This window comes from Thalassospira sp. ABD4_177 (genome assembly GCF_056160125.1).
In genome coordinates this window covers 2,717,814-2,739,573 of sequence record NZ_JBSWWO010000001.1, presented here as the reverse complement: position 1 = coordinate 2,739,573, position 21,760 = coordinate 2,717,814, and the positions used below count along the sequence as shown (strand labels likewise).

The 21,760-nt window shown below is 55.1% G+C and carries 19 protein-coding genes; 14 read left to right on the top strand and 5 right to left on the bottom strand.

Translation table 11 applies throughout. The annotated features are described in order from the left end of the window. Window positions 1–124: 124 nt before the first annotated feature. The 12 genes from ACXAF0_RS12580 to ACXAF0_RS12525 all read left to right on the top strand — a co-directional run bounded on the left by ACXAF0_RS12580 (window position 125) and on the right by ACXAF0_RS12525 (window position 13,555). Entirely contained in the window at window positions 125–1,327 is a 1,203-nt protein-coding gene (locus ACXAF0_RS12580) for a glycosyltransferase family protein (protein ID WP_475346185.1), read from the top strand. 19 nt (window positions 1,328–1,346) lie between these two features. Continuing rightward, window positions 1,347–2,624, top strand: coding sequence for a glycosyltransferase family 4 protein (locus tag ACXAF0_RS12575; protein WP_475346184.1), 1,278 nt, complete (start codon window positions 1,347–1,349; stop codon window positions 2,622–2,624). Between the two features lie 11 nt (window positions 2,625–2,635). Continuing rightward, entirely contained in the window at window positions 2,636–3,778 is a 1,143-nt protein-coding gene (locus ACXAF0_RS12570; protein ID WP_475346183.1) for a glycosyltransferase family 4 protein, read from the top strand. Then, on the top strand, window positions 3,775–4,377 hold the full coding sequence (locus ACXAF0_RS12565; RefSeq protein WP_475346182.1) for a histidine phosphatase family protein: 603 nt from the start codon (window positions 3,775–3,777) through the stop codon (window positions 4,375–4,377). Before ACXAF0_RS12570 ends, ACXAF0_RS12565 begins: the two co-directional genes overlap by 4 nt. Then, entirely contained in the window at window positions 4,377–5,519 is a 1,143-nt protein-coding gene (locus ACXAF0_RS12560) for a glycosyltransferase family protein (RefSeq protein WP_475346181.1), read from the top strand. Before ACXAF0_RS12565 ends, ACXAF0_RS12560 begins: the two co-directional genes overlap by 1 nt. Further along, the gene (locus tag ACXAF0_RS12555; protein WP_475346180.1) at window positions 5,516–6,274 is read left to right on the top strand and encodes a polysaccharide deacetylase family protein; all 759 of its coding nucleotides are present in this window, start codon (window positions 5,516–5,518) and stop codon (window positions 6,272–6,274) included. Before ACXAF0_RS12560 ends, ACXAF0_RS12555 begins: the two co-directional genes overlap by 4 nt. Then, window positions 6,265–6,936, top strand: coding sequence for a hypothetical protein (locus ACXAF0_RS12550; RefSeq protein WP_475346179.1), 672 nt, complete (start codon window positions 6,265–6,267; stop codon window positions 6,934–6,936). Before ACXAF0_RS12555 ends, ACXAF0_RS12550 begins: the two co-directional genes overlap by 10 nt. A 2-nt stretch (window positions 6,937–6,938) precedes the next feature. Next, entirely contained in the window at window positions 6,939–8,867 is a 1,929-nt protein-coding gene (locus tag ACXAF0_RS12545; RefSeq protein ID WP_475346178.1) for an ABC transporter ATP-binding protein, read from the top strand. Then, entirely contained in the window at window positions 8,864–10,795 is a 1,932-nt protein-coding gene (locus ACXAF0_RS12540) for an ABC transporter substrate-binding protein (protein ID WP_475346177.1), read from the top strand. Before ACXAF0_RS12545 ends, ACXAF0_RS12540 begins: the two co-directional genes overlap by 4 nt. 78 nt (window positions 10,796–10,873) lie before the next feature. Beyond that, window positions 10,874–11,872 (top strand): ABC transporter permease, encoded by a 999-nt coding sequence (locus tag ACXAF0_RS12535; protein ID WP_475346176.1) that lies wholly within the window; start codon window positions 10,874–10,876, stop codon window positions 11,870–11,872. After that, window positions 11,869–13,038, top strand: a complete 1,170-nt coding sequence (locus ACXAF0_RS12530) for an ABC transporter permease (RefSeq protein ID WP_475346175.1) — start codon at window positions 11,869–11,871, stop codon at window positions 13,036–13,038. The genes ACXAF0_RS12535 and ACXAF0_RS12530 overlap by 4 nt, the downstream gene beginning before the upstream one ends. After that, the gene (locus tag ACXAF0_RS12525; RefSeq protein ID WP_475346243.1) at window positions 13,001–13,555 is read left to right on the top strand and encodes a GNAT family N-acetyltransferase; all 555 of its coding nucleotides are present in this window, start codon (window positions 13,001–13,003) and stop codon (window positions 13,553–13,555) included. Before ACXAF0_RS12530 ends, ACXAF0_RS12525 begins: the two co-directional genes overlap by 38 nt. A 3-nt stretch (window positions 13,556–13,558) precedes the next feature. Here the strand turns inward: ACXAF0_RS12525 and ACXAF0_RS12520 are convergent, their stop codons facing one another. From ACXAF0_RS12520 to dusA, 4 genes are read right to left on the bottom strand one after another with little or no spacing between them, the layout of a single operon-like run. After that, window positions 13,559–14,416, bottom strand: a complete 858-nt coding sequence (locus ACXAF0_RS12520; RefSeq protein ID WP_475346174.1) for a class I SAM-dependent methyltransferase — start codon at window positions 14,414–14,416, stop codon at window positions 13,559–13,561. Window positions 14,417–14,474: 58 nt separating this feature from the next. Next, window positions 14,475–15,629 carry a 3-phenylpropionate MFS transporter gene (locus ACXAF0_RS12515; protein ID WP_475346173.1) on the bottom strand — a complete coding sequence of 385 codons (1,155 nt, stop codon included), beginning with the start codon at window positions 15,627–15,629 and terminating at the stop codon, window positions 14,475–14,477. Window positions 15,630–15,685: 56 nt separating this feature from the next. Further along, window positions 15,686–17,722, bottom strand: a complete 2,037-nt coding sequence (mnmC, locus tag ACXAF0_RS12510; RefSeq protein WP_475346172.1) for a bifunctional tRNA (5-methylaminomethyl-2-thiouridine)(34)-methyltransferase MnmC2/FAD-dependent 5-carboxymethylaminomethyl-2-thiouridine(34) oxidoreductase MnmC1 — start codon at window positions 17,720–17,722, stop codon at window positions 15,686–15,688. Continuing rightward, on the bottom strand, window positions 17,719–18,714 hold the full coding sequence (gene dusA / locus ACXAF0_RS12505; RefSeq protein WP_475346171.1) for a tRNA dihydrouridine(20/20a) synthase DusA: 996 nt from the start codon (window positions 18,712–18,714) through the stop codon (window positions 17,719–17,721). Before dusA ends, mnmC begins: the two co-directional genes overlap by 4 nt. A gap of 144 nt (window positions 18,715–18,858) precedes the next feature. Here dusA and ACXAF0_RS12500 point away from each other — a divergent pair, with 144 nt between their 5' ends. Both ACXAF0_RS12500 and ACXAF0_RS12495 read left to right on the top strand, forming a co-directional pair. Further along, a complete protein-coding gene (locus tag ACXAF0_RS12500) occupies window positions 18,859–19,209 on the top strand; it encodes an ArsC/Spx/MgsR family protein (RefSeq protein WP_475346170.1) in 351 nt (116 codons plus the stop codon). A 14-nt stretch (window positions 19,210–19,223) separates the two neighbouring features. Continuing rightward, window positions 19,224–19,889, top strand: a complete 666-nt coding sequence (locus ACXAF0_RS12495) for an HAD family hydrolase (protein ID WP_475346169.1) — start codon at window positions 19,224–19,226, stop codon at window positions 19,887–19,889. Between the two features lie 79 nt (window positions 19,890–19,968). Here ACXAF0_RS12495 and ggt read toward each other — a convergent pair whose 3' ends face one another. Continuing rightward, a complete protein-coding gene (gene ggt / locus ACXAF0_RS12490) occupies window positions 19,969–21,756 on the bottom strand; it encodes a gamma-glutamyltransferase (protein ID WP_475346168.1) in 1,788 nt (595 codons plus the stop codon). Window positions 21,757–21,760: the final 4 nt, after the last annotated feature.

The window sequence follows — 21,760 nt, the reverse complement described above, 5'->3', positions numbered from 1 at the left end:
TTCTGGAGCCGAAAGAAGGGCGTAAAACCCGCATTCACGGATTCAGTTACCAACAAGAGAGAGCCTGTCACCCTGAATACAGGTTGTGCAGGTCTATGAGACCACTACGCAGACGGGCGGGTAGATGTCAATCGTAGGGAATTCCGGTTATCGGGTTCTGATTTATAGCCATGATACTTTCGGGCTTGGGCATTTACGCCGTTGCCGCACCATTGCGCATGCGCTGGTGTCACGACGTGATGATGTCTCGGTTCTGATCCTGTCTGGGTCGCCGATCATTGGCAGCTTCGAATTCCGTTCGCGCGTGGACTTTGTCCGCATTCCGGGCGTGATCAAGCTGTCCAACGGTGAATACACCTCGCTTAATCTCAATATTGATGTCGACCAGATTTTGGCGATGAGGGAATCCATCATCAAGCACACAGCCGATGTGTTTAATCCCGACATCTTCATTGTCGACAAGGAGCCGCTTGGCCTGCGCGGCGAGGTGGAGTCCACATTGCAGATGCTGCGTCACCGCCGCACCCGTCTTGTCATGGGCTTGCGCGATGTGATGGATGATCCGGTCAATCTGCGCGAAGAATGGGATCGCAAGCAATGCGTCCCGGCGCTGGCCGATCTTTATGATGAAATCTGGGTTTATGGCCTAAAGGATATCTGTAATCCGCTGGAAGGTATTGATTTGCCGCCGGGCGTTGAAGAAAAGATGTCCTACACAGGTTATTTGCCGCGTACAGCAACCCGTAGACCCGCACCCGAGCACGGGGCGCTTGGGCTGGAGGAGCCGTTCTATCTGGTAACCACCGGCGGTGGCGGCGATGGGGTCAATCTGGTTGACTGGGTGATCAGCGCCTATGAAACCGACCCGGATATACCCGTGCCGTCCCTTGTGGTGTTGGGGCCGTTCATGAGCCCGGCACAGCAAAACGAGTTCATGAAGCGTGCCGAGAAGATCGACAAGCTTTCAGTCATCACCTTTGATGCCAATGTCGAAGTGCTGATGCATAAATCGGCCGGTGTGATTGGCATGGGCGGTTACAACACGTTCTGTGAAATCCTGTCCTTTGACAAGCCAGCGGTCATTGTGCCGCGGACGGTGCCGCGTCTTGAACAGTATGTGCGGGCATCAGCGGCTGAAAAGCTTGGCCTGATCAAGATGCTGACCGAAGATGGCGGGCGCGATCCGCGCGAAATGGCCGATGCGCTTCGGGGGTTGATCGACCAACCCAAACCGTCGCATGTAACGGTTCCGAACCTTATGGGCGGGCTGGATCGTGTAGGGGATCTCGTGGATCGCTGGCTTCCACCACAAATGGCCGCAGAATAAATCATCGGGAACAAAGTTGATGGCACGCGATAATCTGGCAATCGTGGTAAAGGGATATCCGCGATTGTCGGAGACTTTTATAGCGCAGGAAATTCTTGGCATTCAGCAGGCAGGCATTCCGTACCGGATCGTCTCGCTGCGTCATCCGACCGACAAGAAACGCCATCCGATCAATGAGCGCATCACGGGCGCGGTCGATTATTTGCCTGAATATGCCTATCAGGAACCGATGCGGGTTCTGCGAGGTTGGCTTAAGGCCCGCAAAATGCCGGGATATCGCCGCGCGGTGAATATCTGGTGGCAGGACTATTGCCGGGATCGCACGGCCAATCGGGCACGACGTTTTGCTCAGGCGATGGTGATGGCCGCTGAACTGCCTAGTGACATCACACGCATTTATGCCCACTTCCTGCATACCCCGGCTTCGGTGGCGCGCTATTGCGCGATCATACGTGGTTTGCCGTGGTCCTGTTCTGCACATGCCAAGGACATCTATACCAGCCAGGACTGGGACATGCGCGAGAAGCTGCGCGATATGGATTGGCTTGTGACCTGCACCAAGGCCAATGTCGACTATCTGCGCAACCTTGCCGAAGACCCGGTCAAGGTCAATCTGCTCTATCACGGTCTTGATTTTTCCCGCTTCCCGGAAGAATTGCCAAATCGTCCTGTTCGGGACGGCAGTGATCCGGAAAACCCGGTCATGATCCTGTCTGTCGGGCGCCTGGTGGGCAAGAAGGGCTATGACGATCTTCTACGCGCCTTGGTAAAACTGCCCGACGGTCTGCATTGGCGGTTTATCCATATCGGGGGCGGTGATGGTGATAAATACCAGAAACTCGCGACCGAACTTGGGATTGCGGATCGCTGCGATTGGCAAGGCGCCCGTGATCAGAAGGAAGTAATTGCGGCCTGCCAGTCATCGGATCTGTTCGTACTGGCCAGCCGGATTGAAAAGGACGGTGACCGCGACGGTTTGCCAAACGTTCTGATGGAAGCACAGCTGTGCGGACTGGCCGCTGTCTCGACCGCGATTTCGGCTATCCCAGAGCTGATTGAGGATGGCGTGAATGGCATGCTTGTCCCGGAACGTGACCCGGATGCCCTTGCGACCGCACTGAACGACATGATTGTTGATCCGAAGCTTCGCGAGACGATGGGGCGCAAGGGCAATGAAATTGTGCGGCGTGATTTCTCGTTCTATCGCGGGATGAAGGACCTGGCGGAACGCTTTGGCGTTACAGAACCAAGCAACGAACACGCGGAAGACCCAGCAAAACAACCCGCGGCAGAGTAGGAGGCACACATTTGCAGGTTGCCTTTTACGCCCCGTTAAAGCCGATTGATCATCCCGTTCCATCCGGGGACAGGCTGATTGCCCGCATGTTGTGTGAGGCGCTTCAAACAGCCGGTATGAAAGTTGATATTGCCGCGCGCCTGCGCAGTCGGGATGCCGATGGTAACGTTCTTAAACAGGCACGCTTGGCAGAACTGGGGACCAAGCTGGCGGCAAGGCTGCTTCATCAGTATCAGTCGGGCGTTCGACCCAAGCCCGATCTCTGGTTTACCTATCATCTTTATTACAAGGCGCCGGACTGGATCGGGCCGATTGTGGCCGATGCGCTGGGTATTCCCTATGTCGTCGCCGAAGCATCCTTTGCGCCCAAGCGCGCTGACGGCCCCTGGGCACCAAGCCACGCGGCAGTTGAAACGGCGCTCAGGCAGGCGGATGCTGTTTTCTCGCTCAACCGTGTTGATATGGAATGCTTGGCACAGGTCTGTCCCAAGGACCGCCTGCATTTCCTGCCACCCTTTACACAGGTTTCCGATTGGCACGTTGCTCAGCGCCCGGATATCGATCCGGGCTGTGTCCGGTTGGTGACAACCGCCATGATGCGCGATGGCGACAAGCTTAAATCTTATGGGGTTCTGGCAAAGGCGCTGGGGCAGTTAAAGCGGGGCGGCGTCGATAACTGGCACCTGAGCGTGATTGGGGATGGGCCGGCCCGGCAAAAGGTTGAGGACCTGTTTGATGAACAGGAACTTGGTGAAAGCGCAGTTTCGCTCGTCGGGCTTAAAACACCCGAACAAACCAGAGATATCCTTGCCAAATTGGATCTGTTCGTCTGGCCGGCGATCAACGAAGCATTCGGCATGGCCTTGCTTGAGGCGCAATCGGCAGGGCTTCCGGTTCTGGCCGGGGATACGGGTGGGGTCTCGGGCATTGTGTCATCGGGTGTCACCGGATGGTTGGTCCCGGTCGGTGACGTAGGGGGCTTTGCCAGCCGTTTGGGCGAGTGTGTTCAGGCCGATGTCACCCTGCTGCGCAGGATGGGGCAGGCCGGGGCGTCAAAAGCGGCTCAACACCACACGGTGGAAGCGGCAGCCAACCTGTTGTCTGCGACCATCCATAAAGTGGTTGATGCCAACGGCGGGCAGGGCCTGGTATGAAACAGATCCGTTTTGCATTGCTGCGCCATGGCGTCACGGCTTGGAATACCGAAAAGCGTATTCAGGGCCGCACGGATATCTCGATCACCGCCGAAACGGCTAATTGGTATCGCCAACATCGATTGCCGACCGAATGGCGGGATGTGCCATGGCTTACCTCGCCTTTGTCGCGGACGCGTGAGACGGTCGATGCCTTGGGGATAGCCCCCATCGGTTCAGAGCCCGCGTTCATCGAAATGGACTGGGGCGCGTGGGAAGGCGCAAAGCTGCCGGACCTTCGCGCAAGCTTGGGCGACAGCCTTCAAGAAAACGAAGATCGTGGATGGGACTTCCGGCCAGAGGATGGCGAGAGCCCGCGCGACGTTCTAGGACGTGTTGAGGGATTCCTGAAAGAGTGTGACTTGCCGCAGTTTGGCGCTGTGACGCACAAGGGTGTGATACGGGCTGTTTATGCTGCCGCACGCGGATGGGACATGATGGGGAAAATTCCAGATAAACTCGATTGGCATTGCTTGCAGGTGTTTACTTGGTCTGACGCGACAGGGTTATCTATCGAGGCCTTGAATGTCCCGCTCGCGCCTGCACAGGAGACAGCCTGATGAGTGACGTCATGGTCTATGTGCAGCACCTGCTTGGCATTGGTCATGTGCGCCGGATGGCGCTGATCAATCAGGCGCTTCGCAACAAGGGTATCAGCGTCACGGTCGCAAGCGGTGGTGTTCCGGATGACAGCCTTGATTTTGCGGCAAGCGAGGTTATTCAGCTTGCTCCGTGCAAGACATCCGATACCGGATTTTCCGGGCTTGTCGATCCGGATGGACATTCCCTTTCTGATGACTGGAAAGAAGCACGCAAAAAGCAGCTGTTGGATGCATTTACGGAAACCGCGCCAAAGCTGCTGATGGTTGAAATGTTCCCCTTCGGGCGCCGGGCATTTCGATTTGAACTGATCCCGCTTTTTGATGCCGCGAAAGCAGCGAGCATTCCTGTCATTTGTTCTGTCCGAGACCTTTTGGTGCGCAAAAAAGACATCCGCAAGACTGAATGGATGCGCGATACGGCGCGTAAATATCTGGATGGGGTTTTGGTGCATGGTGACCCGCAGCTGTTTGGTTTTGATCGCAGCTTTGAGTTCACGGATGATGTTTCGGATCTGATTACCTATACGGGCTATGTAGCGCCCACGATTGACGAAACGCTCATGGGCCGCGGTGACGCACATCGTGATGGTGTTCTGGTGTCGGCGGGGGGCGGTGCTGTCGGCGCGGAACTGATCAGGCTTGCGATCGCGGCGCGTGCGTATTCCCAAAACTACAATGACGCGACTTGGGATATTGTCACCGGACCGCATTTCCCGTCAGATCAGTTCGATGCGCTGCAAAGCCGATTGCCGGATGGTGTGGTGTTGCATCGGTTCTTGTCTGATTTTCGCGAAAAGATGGCCGGGGCGGCTGTTTCCGTTTCGCAAGCCGGATACAACACCCTGATGGATGTGCTGGCAACCCACACGCCAGCCGTCATGGTGCCCTTTGCCGAGGGTGGGGAAAGCGAGCAAACAGAACGTGCAGAAGTCCTTTCAAAAGAAGGGGTTATTTCCCTGCTTGATCTTGATGGCCTGTCTGCGCAATCATTAGCAAAACAAATAGATAACGCCACACAGCCAAGCGGGATTAAAATCGCATTGGACGGGGCGGCAAAAACTGCGTCAATCATCGCAGACAAGATCAAAGGGAAGGCATGAGCAGTTGGGATCAATTACGCGCAGAGCTTGATCTGTGGCAGTCCGAGGAACGGACAGCCACTACATGGTGGCGTGATGATGACGCTGTTTCCGTGACCCCGGCGCTCGAGACGCTTCTGGCCTTTGAACAGGACTACAAGGTCCCGCTTGCCCTTGCTGTCATTCCCGCTGATTTGCAGGATGATCTGGTCGAACGGCTGGTCGAAACGCTTGATACGCGTGTCTTGCAACATGGCTGGTCGCATCAGAACCATATGCCGGACGGTCTCAAGAAGCAGGAACTTGATGACGTGCGTGATCTGGGCGACGTCGTTGCCGATCTGCGTAACGGCTTTTCTGTTTTGCAATCACGCTTTGGCAACCGCTTCCTGCCGGTTCTGGTGCCGCCATGGAACCGCGTGGCTGAGGATGTCGTGGCCGCCTTGCATTCGCTTGGTTTTTGCGGGATCAGTACATTCAACGCCCGCAAGGCAGCAGAACCTTATAAGGGCATCACGCAGGTCAACACCCATGTGGACGTTATCGACTGGCGCGGCACGCGCGGTTTCGTTGGTGAAGACGTCGCCCTTGGCGCCATGATTGCGCATCTTGCCGCAAGACGAACAGGGCAGGCGGACGCGGACGAGCCGACCGGCATTCTGACCCACCATCTTGTCCATGACGAGGCCACCACGAAGTTCCTTGATAATCTGTTTTCTATGGACCATTCAGCTTTGAGCTGGTTGAGAATACCCGGAGTATTTCCATGGCAGTAAACCGCAGAAGACGTCGAGAACCCGAACAGGTGGCCCCCGAACAAGTCACGCCCGAAGATATCGCGCCTGAGCCGGCTGCCAGCGTGCCAAGCACCGTGGATCCGGTAAAGCCGGCCGGTGTTGGTGATAGTGAAGTTAAGACAATGGGCTATCCGTCGAAACTGATGGCGCCGGACCTGGCGAAGTCGATTGTCGGATTGTTGATTTGTGGCGTGATTGCCTTCATCCCCGAGATGCTTGAGATCATCCAATGGACCGCGGCCGGGTTGGCGTTGCTGTTCGTGTTCTATTTTGCGCGCACAATTATCCGCTTCCAGTCCAAGATCTATGTCTCGGAATATGGCATCCGTCTTTCAAGCATCCGTGGTGGGACCGCCTTCGCTTGGTCGGAACTTTCGAAGTTCCGTTTGCGTTATTTTAGTACCAAGCGTGATGGCAACAAGGGCTGGTTCGAGCTGACCTTGCAGGCAGGCGAAGCAAAAATTGTCGCAGAATCAACACTGGACGGATTTGACGATCTCCTTGAAATTTCTCGCGATTGGGCGAAAGATAACCAATTGCTGGTTGATGACGTTACAAGAACAAACCTGATGCGGATGGATGAGGCTGAAACACTCGTCAAGGCCGCCGCATCTGAACGCCTCGAGGGTGGAACGCGCTAGAGATGACCGATATTCTGCGTATCAAGGATCTGAAAGTTGAATTCGTCCTGCCGCATATGCGGGTCAAGGCAGTCGAGAATGTAAGCTTTCGCATCGGTGCGCAGGAAACCGTCGCCCTGGTCGGTGAGTCCGGATCAGGCAAAAGCACGATCTCGCAGGCGATCATGGGCCTGCTGCCTAAGGTCGCCCAAGTCACCAACGGTTCGATCATTTTTGCCGACCCCAAAAAGCCCGGAACCCGTGTTGATATCGCGATGCTGGATCGGTCCGGGTCGGAAATGCGTGCGATCCGCGGTGGCCGTATTTCAATGATTTTCCAGGAACCCATGAGTTCCCTGTCACCGCTTCACACCATCGGGGACCAAATCTGCGAGGCTGTTAAACTGCATCGCAAGGTCGGTGCCGCTGAGGCGCGGGAACTTGCCGTTGAAATGCTGACACTTGTCGGCTTCCCGCAGCCCAAAAGATCACTGAAAACCTATCCGTTCGAACTTTCCGGTGGGTTGCGCCAGCGTGCGATGATCGCGATGGCACTGGTTTGCCGCCCGGCACTGCTGATTGCCGATGAACCGACAACTGCGCTTGATGTGACGATCCAGGCACAGATCCTGCGCCTGATCAAGGAAGTGCAGGCAGAATTGCAGATGTCGGTCCTGCTGATCACGCACGATCTTGGTGTAGTGGCCAACATGGCGGACCGGATGGTTGTGATTTACGACGGACGGGTGGTTGAATCCGGGAAAACCGATGATGTGTTCATCAATCCCGGTCATGCCTATACACGGTCGCTTTTGGCGGCTGTTCCGCATTTCGACATGGGTCCGGATGAACGCCTGCGCCCATTGCGTGAGATCAAACCAAAAACCGGCAGTCTGTTGGCCGATGCGGGCGACAAGGTCGCGGAGCAAGACCCGTCAGATGTTCCGGCGTCGCTCGCCCTGCATCCGACAATGGCAAGTGAACCGGTTTTGGCCGTGCGTCACCTCAGCAAAAGCTTCACCACCCGCAAGGGCAACTGGATCAAATCGGAAGAACAACTCGTGCCCGCCGTGTCGGATGTTTCCCTGACGGTTAATCGCGGGGAATGCGTCGGGCTTGTTGGCGAAAGTGGTTGTGGCAAAACAACACTTTCAAAGCTGATCATGCGCGCGATGAGCCCGGACGAAGGATCCATTCTGTTCCGAGGCGAAAGCGGGCAGATGACCGAATTGACCGGGCTTGATGAAGATCAGCTAAATCCTTACCGAAAACGGATACAATTTGTTTTTCAGGATCCGTTCGGGTCGCTTAATCCGCGGATGACGGTGCAGGATATCATCACGGAGCCGATGCTGATCCACGGTGTTGGCGACAGTGCCTATCGTCAAAAAATGGTTCTGGAATTGATGGATCTGGTTGGTCTGGATCCGCGCTTCCTGAACCGCTATCCGCATAGTTTTTCCGGCGGGCAGCGCCAGCGTATCGGCATTGCACGTGCCCTTGGCCTGAAGCCGGACCTGTTGATTTTTGATGAGCCGACATCAGCACTTGATGTATCGGTTCAGGCGCAAATACTTAATCTTTTGAAAGATTTGCAGCGTGATCTTAATTTGACGTATCTGTTTATATCGCACAATCTGGCGGTCGTGGATTACGTTGCGGACAAGATCGCTGTGATGTGTGCCGGGCGCATTGTTGAGTCTGCGCCGCGTGAGTTGCTGTTTAAAAATCCGGTGCATCCCTATACGCAGGCGCTGCTGCATGCCGTGCCGTTTGCGGATTTGGATCACCTGCTTGATTTCGACAAGATCGTGGATGGCAAGGCATCTGATCCGGCCCGCTGGCCAGCACCATTTACGATCAACAAGACAAGCGATCCCAAAATGATGCAGGTCGCAGAAGATCACTTTGTTCGTGCCGAACGTGCCGACTTTACGGAGATCGCCATATGATCAGCCTTTCGAACCCGTCGACGACCAAACTTCATCGTGCGGTAACCGGTCTGATGATGACAGCCGGTATTCTGGGGGCAGGCGCCTTCACGACATCTGCGCGTGCGGAAATTCCGTATTTTGAGGATCAGGTCGCAAGTGGTTCGCTGCCGGCGATGAATGACCGCCTGCCGGAACACCCGCACGTCATCGACTTCGGTGCCGAGGGCAAGGAAATCGGCAAATATGGTGGGGAGTTCACCACCATCATGGGACGATCCAAAGATATCCGCATGGCGGTTGTTTACGGCTATGCGCGGCTGGTTGGCTATGATCAGGACCTTAACCTCAAACCTGATATCCTAGAAGCGCTTGATGTCAACGAGGAAGGCAACGCGTTTACGTTGCATATCCGCAAAGGTCACAAATGGTCTGATGGAGCGCCGTTGACGGCCGAGGATTTCCGCTATTACTGGGAAGACATCGTCAATAATGACGAATTGTTCCCGGTCGGTCCGCCGCGTTTCCTGTTTGTCGGGGATGAACCGGCAACCTTTGAAATTCTTGATGAATATACGGTGCGATACAGTTGGTCACAGCCAAACCCGTTCTTCCTGACGGAGCTGGCTGGCACACGTCCGCCCTTTATCTATCGCCCGGCGCACTATCTGAAACAGTTTCACGAGAACTACCGCGATGCGGGCGAGCTTGACGCCATCGTTAAAGAGCGCGGGCTTCGGAGCTGGGCGGTTTTGCATACGGATATGGACCGGCCTTACAAGCTGTCAAACATCCATCGTCCGTCGCTTGAGCCGTGGCTGATCACGACGGAAGAACCGTCAGACCGGTTCGTATATGTCCGCAATCCGTATTATCACCGGGTCGATCCGGAAGGGAACCAGCTTCCCTATATCGATCGCATGATTTTCAATATTTCGAACGCCAAGCTTGTTCCGGCCAAGGTCGGTGCGGGCGAGGTCGATCTGCAAAGCCGAATTCTGTCGCTGAAGGACTATACGTTCCTGAAACAATCCGAAGCGAAGCAGAACTATAACGTGCGTCTGTGGGATGTGGGGGCAGGTGCCTATGCAGCTCTTTATCCCAACCTGACCTGCAGCGATCCGGTTTGGCGCGATGTTCTGCGTGATGTGCGTTTCCGACGCGCGCTGTCGCTTGCGATCAACCGGACCGAGATCAATCGTGTGATGTTCTTTGGCTTGGCCAAGCCGACCAACAATACGGTTCTGCCAAAAAGCCCGTTGTTTAAACCGGAATACCGCGAAAGCTACACCGATTTTGACATCAAGGCAGCAAACACCTTGCTTGATAAAATGGGGTTGGACGAGCGTAACGACGAAGGCATTCGCTTGTTGCCGGACGGTCGTCCGATGGAAATCATTGTCGAGACCTCCGGCGAGAACCCAGAACATGACGATATGTTGGAGCTGGTTGGTGACAGCTGGCGTCAGGTCGGCATCAAGATGCTCGTTAAAGGCTTGCAGCGCGAAGTCATGCGTAGCCGTGCCTATAGCGGCGAAACCATCATGTCGATCTTTAACGGTATTGATAACGGACTGGCCACGCCCAACACTGCACCGGATGAGTTTGTCCCCGTTCTGCAAGACAGCCTGCAATGGCCGAAATGGGGCCAGTACTATCAAACCGATGGTGAAGCAGGCGAAGCACCGGATATGCCAGCTGCCAAGGAACTGATGGAACAGTATCAGAAATGGCAAACCAGCAATGAAGCCGGCCAGAAAGAAGCATGGCAGGCCATTCTGGATATCAATTCGGAAAACATGTTTTCGATCGGTCTGATCGGCAATGTGCCGCAGCCGGTTATCGTAGACAAGGATATGCGCAACGTCCCGGAAAAAGGCATTCATAGCTGGGAGCCGGGGGCGTTCTTTGGGATTTATCGACCTGATACCTTCTGGTGGGACAGATAATCTTTTAAATCAAAAACGTGTCGTTTCTTCGCCGTTGAGGGAATGGCGTGAAACGACCTCGGGGGAGCGACAGCGCCGATGCTGACCTATCTGGCAAGACGGCTTTTTGTGATGATACCGACACTGATCCTGATCAGTGTGTTGGTGTTCGTGATCATTCAGCTTCCCCCTGGCGACTTTCTGACCACGTACCTTAACGAGCTGCAGGCCCAGGGCGAGGCCGTCGACCCGGCGAAGATCGAGTTTCTCAAACGGCAATATGGGCTCGATCAACCGATCTATGTTCAGTACGCCGAATGGGCATGGGGGCTGTTGCAGGGCGATCTTGGCTTCTCGTTTGAATATAACCTGCCGGTGACAGAGGTCGTGGGGGATCGGCTTTGGCTGTCGCTGGTGCTGAATTTCAGCACGGTTCTGTTCATCTATATCGTCAGCTTCCCGATCGGGATCTATTCCGCCACCCGACAATATAGCTGGGGCGACTATGGCTTTACCTTGCTCGGTTTCCTTGGCCTGGCAATGCCGAACTTTCTGTTTGCGCTCATCCTGCTCTATTACGCGAACGTCGTGTTTGGCACGTCTATCGGCGGACTGATGGATCCGGAATACATCAATGAGGGCTGGTCGCTTGGCAAGATGATCTCGGTTGTCGAACATCTTTGGGCGCCGGTTGTTGTGATCGGGACGTCCGGCACGGCCTCCATGATCCGTCGTCTGCGCGCGAACCTTCTGGATGAATTGGGTAAGCAATATGTCGTGACCGCCCATGCCAAGGGGCTGTCACCCAAAAAGGTGTTGTTCAAATATCCGCTGCGCATGGCGCTCAATCCGTTTATTGCCGATATCGGTAATATCCTGCCGCAGGTGGTGTCCGGGTCTGTTCTGGTGTCGGTTGTGATGTCTCTGCCGACCACGGGGCCGATGCTCCTGACAGCGCTGCAAAGTCAGGACATGTATCTGGCCGGTTCGTTCCTGATGTTCCTGGCACTTCTGACGGTTGTCGGGATGTTTGTTTCCGATGTCTTGCTCGCCTGGCTTGATCCCCGTATCCGTTTGCAGGGAGGGGTCGGTAAATGAGCAAGGAAACCGAAAAGCGTAACGAGCATTTTGTTGATTCCGCCCCGTTTAATCCATGGGAGCGTGAGGAGCTGACACCCGAACAGGAAAAGTACTTCCTGGCGTCGCAGTGGCAGTTGATGTGGCGGCGGCTGAAACGTCACCGTCTGGCGTATTTTTCGCTGATCATTCTGGCGATCATGTATGCGTCGGTGTTTATTGTCGAATTTATCGCGCCCTATGCGCAGGAAACGCGCAGCTCCGAATACATTCACCATCCGCCACAGGGCGTGCATTTGTTCCACGACGGCGAATTTGTCGGGCCATTTACCTATGGGACCGATTTCTCCGTTGATATGGAGACGCTCAAGCCGACCTACACGGTTAATCCGGACCGGATCGAGCCGTTGCGTTTTTTCTGCTCGGGGGATGAATATGAATTCTGGGGCATGGTCGATATGGATTTCCATTTCGTCTGCCCCTCAGAAAACGGCACCTTGTTTATGCTGGGTACGGACAGGCTTGGGCGTGACATGTTCTCGCGCATCATTTACGGCGCGCGTGTTTCACTGACAATTGGCCTTGTCGGTATTTCGGTGAGCTTCCTACTGGGGATCCTGATCGGGGGCGCGGCCGGCTATTATGGTGGCTGGGTCGATGCCACTGCGCAGCGCACGATTGAAGTTATTCGTTCCTTGCCTGAAATCCCGCTTTGGATGGCGCTTTCGGCGGCCTTGCCGGTCACCTGGAGCCCCATTCTGATCTATTTCGGGATTACGATCATTCTGGGCCTGATCGACTGGACAGGGCTTGCCCGTGCGGTGCGATCAAAGCTGCTTGCGCTACGCGAAGAGGATTACGCACTGGCGGCCCGATTGATGGGGGCCAAGCCAAAACGCATTATCGGCCGTCATCTTCTTCCAAACTTCGCAAGTCATCTGATTGCTTCGGTGACACTTTCCATCCCCAACATGATCTTGGGCGAAACAGCGCTGAGCTTCCTTGGGCTTGGCCTGCGCGCGCCTGTGACCAGTTGGGGCGTCCTGCTGAACGAGGCACAGAACATCAATGCGGTCGCGGTGTATCCATGGCTGATGTTGCCAGTGGTGCCGGTGGTGATTGTGGTTCTGGCCTTTAATTTCCTTGGCGATGGGCTGCGGGATGCAGCCGACCCCTACAAGAACTGAGCGGATTATGTCGTCTAAGGCCCCTAGGATTGAGACCGAACGCCTGATACTGCGCAGGATGTCGTTTGACGACTGGCCGGATTACGCGTCCATGCTTGCGTCAAAGCGCTCAGCACACATGGGCGGCCCATATGATGCTGAGGGTGCATGGGCTATGTTTTGTCGCGATGCTGCTCAATGGGATTTGTTCGGCGTTGGTGCGCTGATGATGGATGAGAAATCGACCGGTCATTGCGTTGGTCAAGTGGGCATCAATTTTGGGCCGCCGTTCCCTGAATATGAATTAGGTTGGCTTGTGTATCCGAATGCAGAAGGCAAGGGATATGCGTTTGAGGCAGCAACGGCCTTGAGTGATTGGGCGTTTAACGCGCGCGGCTTGCCAACGCTTGTCAGTTACATCGCACCAGAAAATGATCGTTCTATTACTCTGGCGGAACGCCTTGGTGCCGTTTTGGACCAGACCGCGCAGCGGCCTGATCCGAATGACCTTGTTTTCAGGCATGCACGCCCAAAATAAGGATTACTTTTTGCGCAGCCACAGACTGGTCTCATGTGCCCCGTCGGGCAGATGAATGCCATTGGCGATCGATTGATGTACTTCATCGCTCATGCGGGTCGTGGCATAGGCGCTTGACCACATGATTTCAAAGCCGCCACCGGCCAGAAGTGCTGCCACACCCTGTTGTTCGTTATATCCGCGCCATTGCCAGATTTCGGGATAGTCATCCGGCAGGGTGATGTCGTGGATGTGGATGATCGTACCGCTTGGCAGTGTCGGGATGACCGATGAAAACAGAAGATCAACATCAGTACCGGGCATCAGGATATGACTGGAATCGATTGACAGAAAGTCCGCCCCGGTCAGGGTTTTGAAAACCGCGGGATCGGCTTTCTGGACAATGGTCCGTTCAATGCTGATCGGCAGTTTTGCGATATCTGCGCGCGGGGCGGGATCGATTGCATGAAACGCCGTTTCAAGTTCGCCATCCTTGATCGCGCGGTAATAAAACCGTGTTGAATGACCCGATCCGATTTCGATGATGCGGTCTGGTCGAAATTCCCGGGTAAAGACATAGGCCATCATGCCATCAAGGCGCGGAAACCAGCTTTGTTGCCAGCGGGGCTCGGGCGGGGTTGCGTTGCCGAAACTTGCAAAAGCCTCCTGATACTGGGCGGCCTTGGTCAGCCATGCCTTCATCGTCGGGGCTGCCGTATCCATCATGGTTTCAATGGCCGGGTAGGTCGGGCGCCCAACCGCCTTTGCAGTTTCACTGGCGTAACGATAGGGAATGAAATAGCCGGCAGGTTCACTACCAAACAGGGTTTTCAAACCAAGTTTCCAACGGCGCATTCTGCGAGAGAACGGCATGGAGGTCATATTAAAGGCCCCTTTGAGTTCAATATTGCGGTCGGTCGTTTCTTGCAGATGTTATTATTCAGTCGCAAAAAGTCTGGTCCTCTCCACGCCATGTCCGGGTTAGCCAGATGGCAAAGCAAAACGCAATCGCCGAGAATGCGGCCATCAGGTAGTAAACCTGTGATCCGAACAGATCGTAAAGCGGCCCGGATATCCAGATACTGGTGCCAAGGAACACCCCCATCGACAGCGTCGCCATGAGGCTTTGCGCCGATGTGGCCAGTTGTGATGGTATGGCGCGGGCGATGAAACTTACGGCTGCCAAATGTGTGATCCCGAATGTCATGGCATGAAGGGGTTGAACAAGGATAATCAACCATAGATTGCCGCTTGTGCCCAGCACAATCCAACGTAAAATCCCCGAAGCGGTGCCCAACGCAAACAGAATGCCGGGATGCCGGCCACGGACAAATCGCCCGGCAACAGCAAACAGAACGATTTCCGCAATCACACCGATCGACCAGAAAATACCGATCATTTCATGGGAAAACCCAACCGATTCCCAATGGACCGACGCAAAGGCGTAGTAGGTGCCATGTGCCCCTTGTGCAAAGCCGATGCAAGCCAGATAGATGAGAAAAACCGGTTTGCGCAGCAGATAGACCAGCGACGATCCGGACCGCAAAGGACGATCGGTTTGTGGATCGGGCATGCGGGTTGTGATGGCAAAATTGACAATCCCGGCAACGAACAGCATCCAGACGATCCATTCTGTCGAGGTACCGTCAAGAACCCAACCCGCGCCATAGGACGCCAGAATAAAGGCGAGTGATCCCCAAAGCCGGACCCGGCCGTAATCAAGTTCACGCGCCTTGCATTCATGGACCGTGATGGTGGTGCCAAGCGGCAGAAGTGGCGAGAATGTAAAGCCGATCACGACCGACAGACCTGCAAGCCACCAGAAGTCACTTGAAAGCGGAAAGGCCAGAATTGAAACCACATAAATCCCGGCAAGCCACAGCATCGGTGTCTTGCGGTTACCGGTGCGATCCGCGCGTTGGGCAATCAATGGATCGGCAAAGACACGTACCCAGTTGGGCAGCGACAGCAGGATGCCGATTTCAGCCGCAGACAGACCTTGTGATTTCAGCCAGACCGGCCAGTAGGGCAGAAACACACCTTGAATAAGGAACAACCCGGAAAAGAACAGCGCCAGGATGGTCGCTGTTTTCATGCGATCAGGATCCTTGTCCGGCGAGGGTGTTGGGGACGCGGCGGCGCTTGGTGTTTTCATGCTGTGATTTGCCGCCGTTTAAGGCCACGAATAATGAACCGCGCCGGATGAATGGCATGCATCAGCGCTTTTTCCAGAGGCAGGGGCATATCGCAAATCTCACTGGCAAGAATCTCGGCGGCAAGTGGGGCGCCGATCAAGCCGCGCGCCCCAAAGCCGGTACAGATATACACGTCTTTGTGGTAGGGCGCATCGACATATCGGGCGCCTTTTTTACCCTTGTCGATATCGCCATAGGCCGCAAGGTAGGCGTCGAAATCCGGTGCCGGACCAATCAGTGGCAAATGATCCGCTGTTGTTGTGCGCAAGGACGCACGCCCGTCAAGGATGTCTGGTGAGAGTTTCTCTGCAATGTCGGGCAGCACCTTGCCAAGATGGGCGATGTTAAACGCATGATCATCCTGACGGAGGTCGGTCCTGGTATCATCACGGCCGAACGTGGCGCCAAAGACATGCTTGCCATTGCGGGCCGGTGTGACATAGCCCTTGTGGCTGAGGACGCGTTTGATCGCTCCGCCTTCTGACGCACCGTATACGACGTCCTCGGGTATAAAACTGATCTGTCCGCGAACCGGGTTGAGGTGATCTTCGAGCCATCGGGTTTGCTCAAGCAACCGGGTTTCAAAGGCACCTGCAATGATGATCGTATCAAACGGACCATATTCCAAGCCGTTCTGATCGGTTAGGCATTTGCCCGGGTCGGCGTCTTTGATGCCTGTGATCGTTGTCGACAGGCGAACATCAATGCCATCTGCAAGATTGCGCACGACGGAGGGCGGATTGACCCATCCGGCAGAGGGATAAAAAACACCGTCATGGGGCAAGGGCAGGCCAAATCGTTCTGACGCCTGACCCGCATCAAGTGGCTCAACAAGATCGGGCTTATCGCCAAGCCGCGCGATCAGACCATCGAGCCGTTCGCGTTTGCGATCACTGGTCGCAAGATCAATCACGCCGCAGAAATCGGCTTCGACCAGTCCCTGATCAGAAAGCCGTTTGATCATACGATGGCTGAAACGATAACCGGCCTCATAGAACCGGCCCATGATCGCGTCATCAACGGTCAAATAGGGTTCCAGCATCCCAATCGGATTACCCGAAGCGGCATTGGCCAGTTGATCGGCCTTTTCAAAAAGCGTGACCGCACAGCCGTGGACCTTCAGGACATTGGCACAGGCCGCACCGGCAAGACCGCCACCAATGATGGCGACTGACTTTGCGTTTTGGGCGCGCGGCAGATTGAACCATGGATCATCGGCAATCTCGAACGCAGTCGCTACCTCTTCGCGTGGAGGAAGGGTAGCAGTGATCATGTCGCGTTTATAGCCAAACCCCTTGCGTTTGCTGATCTCAAAGCCCGCACTTTCCAGTCCGTCCCGCGCAATGCGGGCGGCGGTAAAGGTGGCAAGACTTGCGCCATCGGGGTTGGATGCGCTAGCAAGTGCCGCAAACAGATCCGGATGCCACATGTCGGGATTGCGGGACGGGGCAAAGCCATCAAGAAACCAGCAATCAATTTTCCCGTCATAGCCCGACCAGCATTCAATCGCATCCCCGATCAAAAGGGTCAGGCTGATAGCACCATCTACTAGCGAAAACCGATGCACACCGGGCAACATGGTTTCATGCGGCCAGATATCGGCAAGCTGCGCCGAATAGTGCGAGAGTTCCGGCCAGCTTTGATGCGCACGGATCATGTCATCGCGTGATAGTGGGTATTTCTCGACCGAAACGAAATGCAGGCGTTTTGAACGGTTGTCGTCACTGTCCCAGCATTGCCAGGCTGCAAGGAAGTTAAGCCCTGTGCCAAAGCCGGTTTCGCCAATTACGAAGTTTTCGCAGACTTGCCAGGCATTTGGCAAGTTATTACCTTCGACAAACACATAGCGTGTTTCAGCCAGCCCATCCTTGGGATTGAAATAGATGTCACCAAAATGCGGTGAGTAGGGCACGTCGCCATCGCGCCAGGTTATTTCGCCAGCAGGCCTTGGTCCATCACCGTCTGGTGCCTTGGTTACATCCTTGGCGGTCATGCAGACAGGACCTCGTCATCCTGTTCGGGGACAAGTGCCAGGGCCTCGCGCACGACTTCGGTGCCTGCGCCTTTGCGATGGGCATTTTCGCTGAGGTAGCGGCGCCATTGTTTCGCACCGCGCATCTGTTGGAACAGGCCCAGCATATGGCGGGTCACGTGGCCAATGGTGCCATGTTCTTCTTTAAGGTGTTCTTCGATATAGGGCAGCATGGCTTCAACCACCTGATGGCGTGTTTTTGCCTTGGCATCATCACTATAAAAACGGCGGTCGACATCGGCCAGAACATACGGGTTCTGATAGGCTTCACGCCCGATCATGACACCATCGACCTGTTTGAGGTGTTCTTCGGTTTCATCAAGCGTCTTGATGCCGCCATTGATCAGGATTTCCAGCTCGGGGAATTCCTGTTTCAGCTGATAGACAAGTTCATACTTAAGCGGCGGGACTTCGCGGTTTTCTTTGGGCGACAGGCCCTTGAGCCACGCCTTGCGGGCATGAACGATAAAGGTTTTACAGCCAGCCTCGGCTACCGTTTCGGTAAAGCGTTTAAGCGACGGGTAATCTTCCTGATCATCAATACCAATGCGGTTTTTGACGGTGACCGGTGCGTCACTGGCGGCAATCATCGATTTTACGCAAGTCGCAACAATATCGGGTGTCGCCATCAGGCAGGCGCCAAATGCCCCGTTCTGAACGCGATCAGACGGGCAGCCGCAATTCAGATTGATTTCGTCATAGGCATATTGATTGGCGATCTCACACGCACGCGCCAGATCATCCGGATCGCTGCCGCCAAGCTGAAGCGCAATCGGATGTTCGGCATCGTTATAGTGCAGGTGCCGATCAACCCCGCCATGCAGGATGGCGCCGGTTGTGACCATTTCGGTATAAAGCAACGTATGACGACTGATCTGCCGCAGAAAATAGCGATCATGCCGATCCGTCCAATCCATCATCGGGGCGACGGAAATACGCCGATTAACAGTCATATGCCTACCGTTTTTCATCAAAGCGGGGTGAAGAGGGTTGCTGTATTCCAAGCGCGGTCTTTATATAGGTTCCGGGATTTAGGGTCAAAACCGATTGCGCGATGCATGGCTGCATCCCGAAGATTTTAAAGCACAGGATTTGATATGGTTACGATTTACGGCATCAAGAACTGCGACACTGTCCGCAAAACCCTGAAATGGTTTGACGCCAAGGGCATCGAAAACAAGCTCCATGATTTCCGGGTCGACGGGATTGATGCCAAAACCATCGAAGGTTGGCTTGAAGAGGTCGGCGGCAAAGTTCTGATCAACAAGCGCGGACCGAGCTATCGCAACCTGAGCGATGAGGACAAGGCGACGCTGGAAAATGGCGGTGCCGCAGCGGCCGCAGTGCTTGCCGCGAACCCGACCGTGATCAAACGCCCGGTGGTCGATTTCGGATCGACCCGCACGGTCGCTTATGATGAGGCATGCTGGACCGAATTGGCCGGTTGATAAGGGATTTATCCATGGAAAAGCCTGTCGTTCGGGGCGTGATTTTTGATTGTGACGGTGTTTTGGTCGATACCGAAACGCTGGCCTGTCGTGTGCTGACAGAGCAGCTTTGCGATTATGGCTGCGACATGAACATGGACAAGACCCACGATCTTTTCATTGGCGGCACACTGGCAATGGTGCCGCCCAAAATGGAAAAGATGTTCAGGATCACCTTGCCCGACGACTGGCTGTCTGAATGTTATGAGCGCACATTTGTCGCGTTTCGCAATGACCTTGCGCCTTTCCCGCATCTTGAGCCGGTACTTGATCTGCTTGAGGCGAATGACATTCCCATGGCGATCGGCAGCAACGGACCACATGCCAAAATGGAAGTATCGCTTGGCAAGGTAGGGCTGAAGGATCGCTTTGAAGGCCGGATATGCTCCGCCCATGATGTGGCCAATGCTAAACCCCATCCGGATGTGTTCCTGCTGGCCGCCGAAAGGCTGGGTCTGGATATCAGCGACTGTATTGTCGTTGATGACAGCCAGAATGGCGTGCGGGCCGGTGTTGCAGCGGGCGCGACGACCGTTGGTCTTGTTGATATTACGCCAGCGGAATATTTGCGCGATGCTGGAGCGCATCATATCGCATCCGATCACAAGGACCTTTATCGCCTGTTGGCAGATTGGGTATAGACCGACTGATAACGGTTCAATAAACGAACGGGCAGCATCGTGAGGGCGCTGCCCGTTTTCTATTGACGATCTCTGATCCTTATTGACCAACCACGATGCCTTCGCGGCGCGAATCTGCTCCGCCAATCAGGCCGTCTTCCGTTACCATGATGGCGTGAATGCCGGAGTTAAGGTCACGAATGCTGGTTGTGAAACCCATGTCTTCAAGGGCTGGCGCAAGGCTTTCGGCATCAGTTCCGGCCTCAAGGTCAAAGGTGCCAAACCGGTTGACCAGATGGGGCATGTCAATGGCATCCTGTGGGGCCATGTTCCAATCAATCATGCCGATCAGTGATTGCGCCACATACCCAATGATGCGTGATCCACCCGGTGACCCTGTAATGATCACGGGTTTGCCATCTTTCATGACGATGGTTGGCGCCATGGATGAACGTGGTCGTTTGCCGGGTGCCGGGGCATTGGCGATCGGTATGCCATCAACATGGGTTCGGAACGAGAAATCGGTCAGCTCGTTATTGAGCATAAAACCATTGACCATAAGGCGTGATCCAAAGCCGTTCTCAATGGTGGTGGTCATCGAAACCGCGTTGCCATAGATATCAACAATCGAGAAATGGCTGGTGCTGGGGAGCTCAATGGCTTCGTCATCTGCCTGTCGCATGGTGTGACTAAAGCTTGGCGTGCCCGGTTCGACCGTTTTGAGTGCTGTTTCACGATCAATCAGCCTTGATCGCTCCGCCAGATAGGACTTGTCGAGCAACCCGTTGAGTGGCATCGGGACAAAGTCGATATCTGCCATGTAACGCCCGCGATCGGCAAAAGCCAGCCGGGATGCATCGCCAATCAACCGCCAGCTTTTCGCGGAATCCGGACCCATGGTGGCAATGTCGTAGGGGGCCAATAGACCAAGTATTTGCCCCACGGTCAGCGCCCCGGACGAGGGGGGACCCATGCCGCATACATCAAGACCACGATATTCGACGCAGACAGGTTGGCGTTCCTTGACCTGGTAGTTGGCGAAATCGGCAAGTGACAGTACGCCGGGGTTCCAGTCGGCTCCCTTGACCTTCTCGACGATATCCTGGGCAATTTGTCCCTGATAGAAATTCACCGTCCCGTTGGTCGCAATATCTTGCAGCGTCTTGGCGTATTTCGGGTTTTGAAGCAGTGTGCCCGCCGTCAGGGGTGCGCCATCGGTATCAAAGAAATATCCCCTCGCTTCAGGATCGCGGGACAGCTTTTCCTGATCATTGGCGATGAGTGTGGCAAGACGTGGCGAGACCTCAAAGCCGTTGGTGGCGGTATTGATTGCCGGATCAAACAAGGTCTTCCAGGGCATTTGACCCCATTTTTCGTGTGCGGCTTTCATCAGGGCAGGGGTGCCCGGCGTACCAACCGATCGGCCACCAACAACAGCGTCATAGAATTTAAGCGGTTCACCATTTTCGTCTTGGAACAGTGTTGGTGTCGCGTTCAGTGGTGCGGTCTCGCGCCCATCAAGGGTGGTGAGCTGTCCGCTTCTCGCATCGAAGTAAATCAGAAAGGCACCACCCCCAAGCCCGGATGATTGCGGCTCCACAAGGCCAAGCATGGTCTGAATGGCGACCATGGCATCGATGGCGTTGCCGCCGGATCGCAAAATAGTGGCGCCGGCTTCGACCGCAAGCGGGTTGGCAGCGCTGATCATCCAGTCATTGGCCGTGACTATGCCACGGGTCTGGTTGGACGCGCCGCTTGTGCTTGCTTCGGGCGCGATCGCGTCCGTTGTTTGCTGGGCAACAGCACCCTCAATCAGGCAGGTCGATAAAAGAGCTGCTGTCACCACAGACTTGATCAATGCGACAGAGACGGAAGCGTTGTGGGGCATGTTC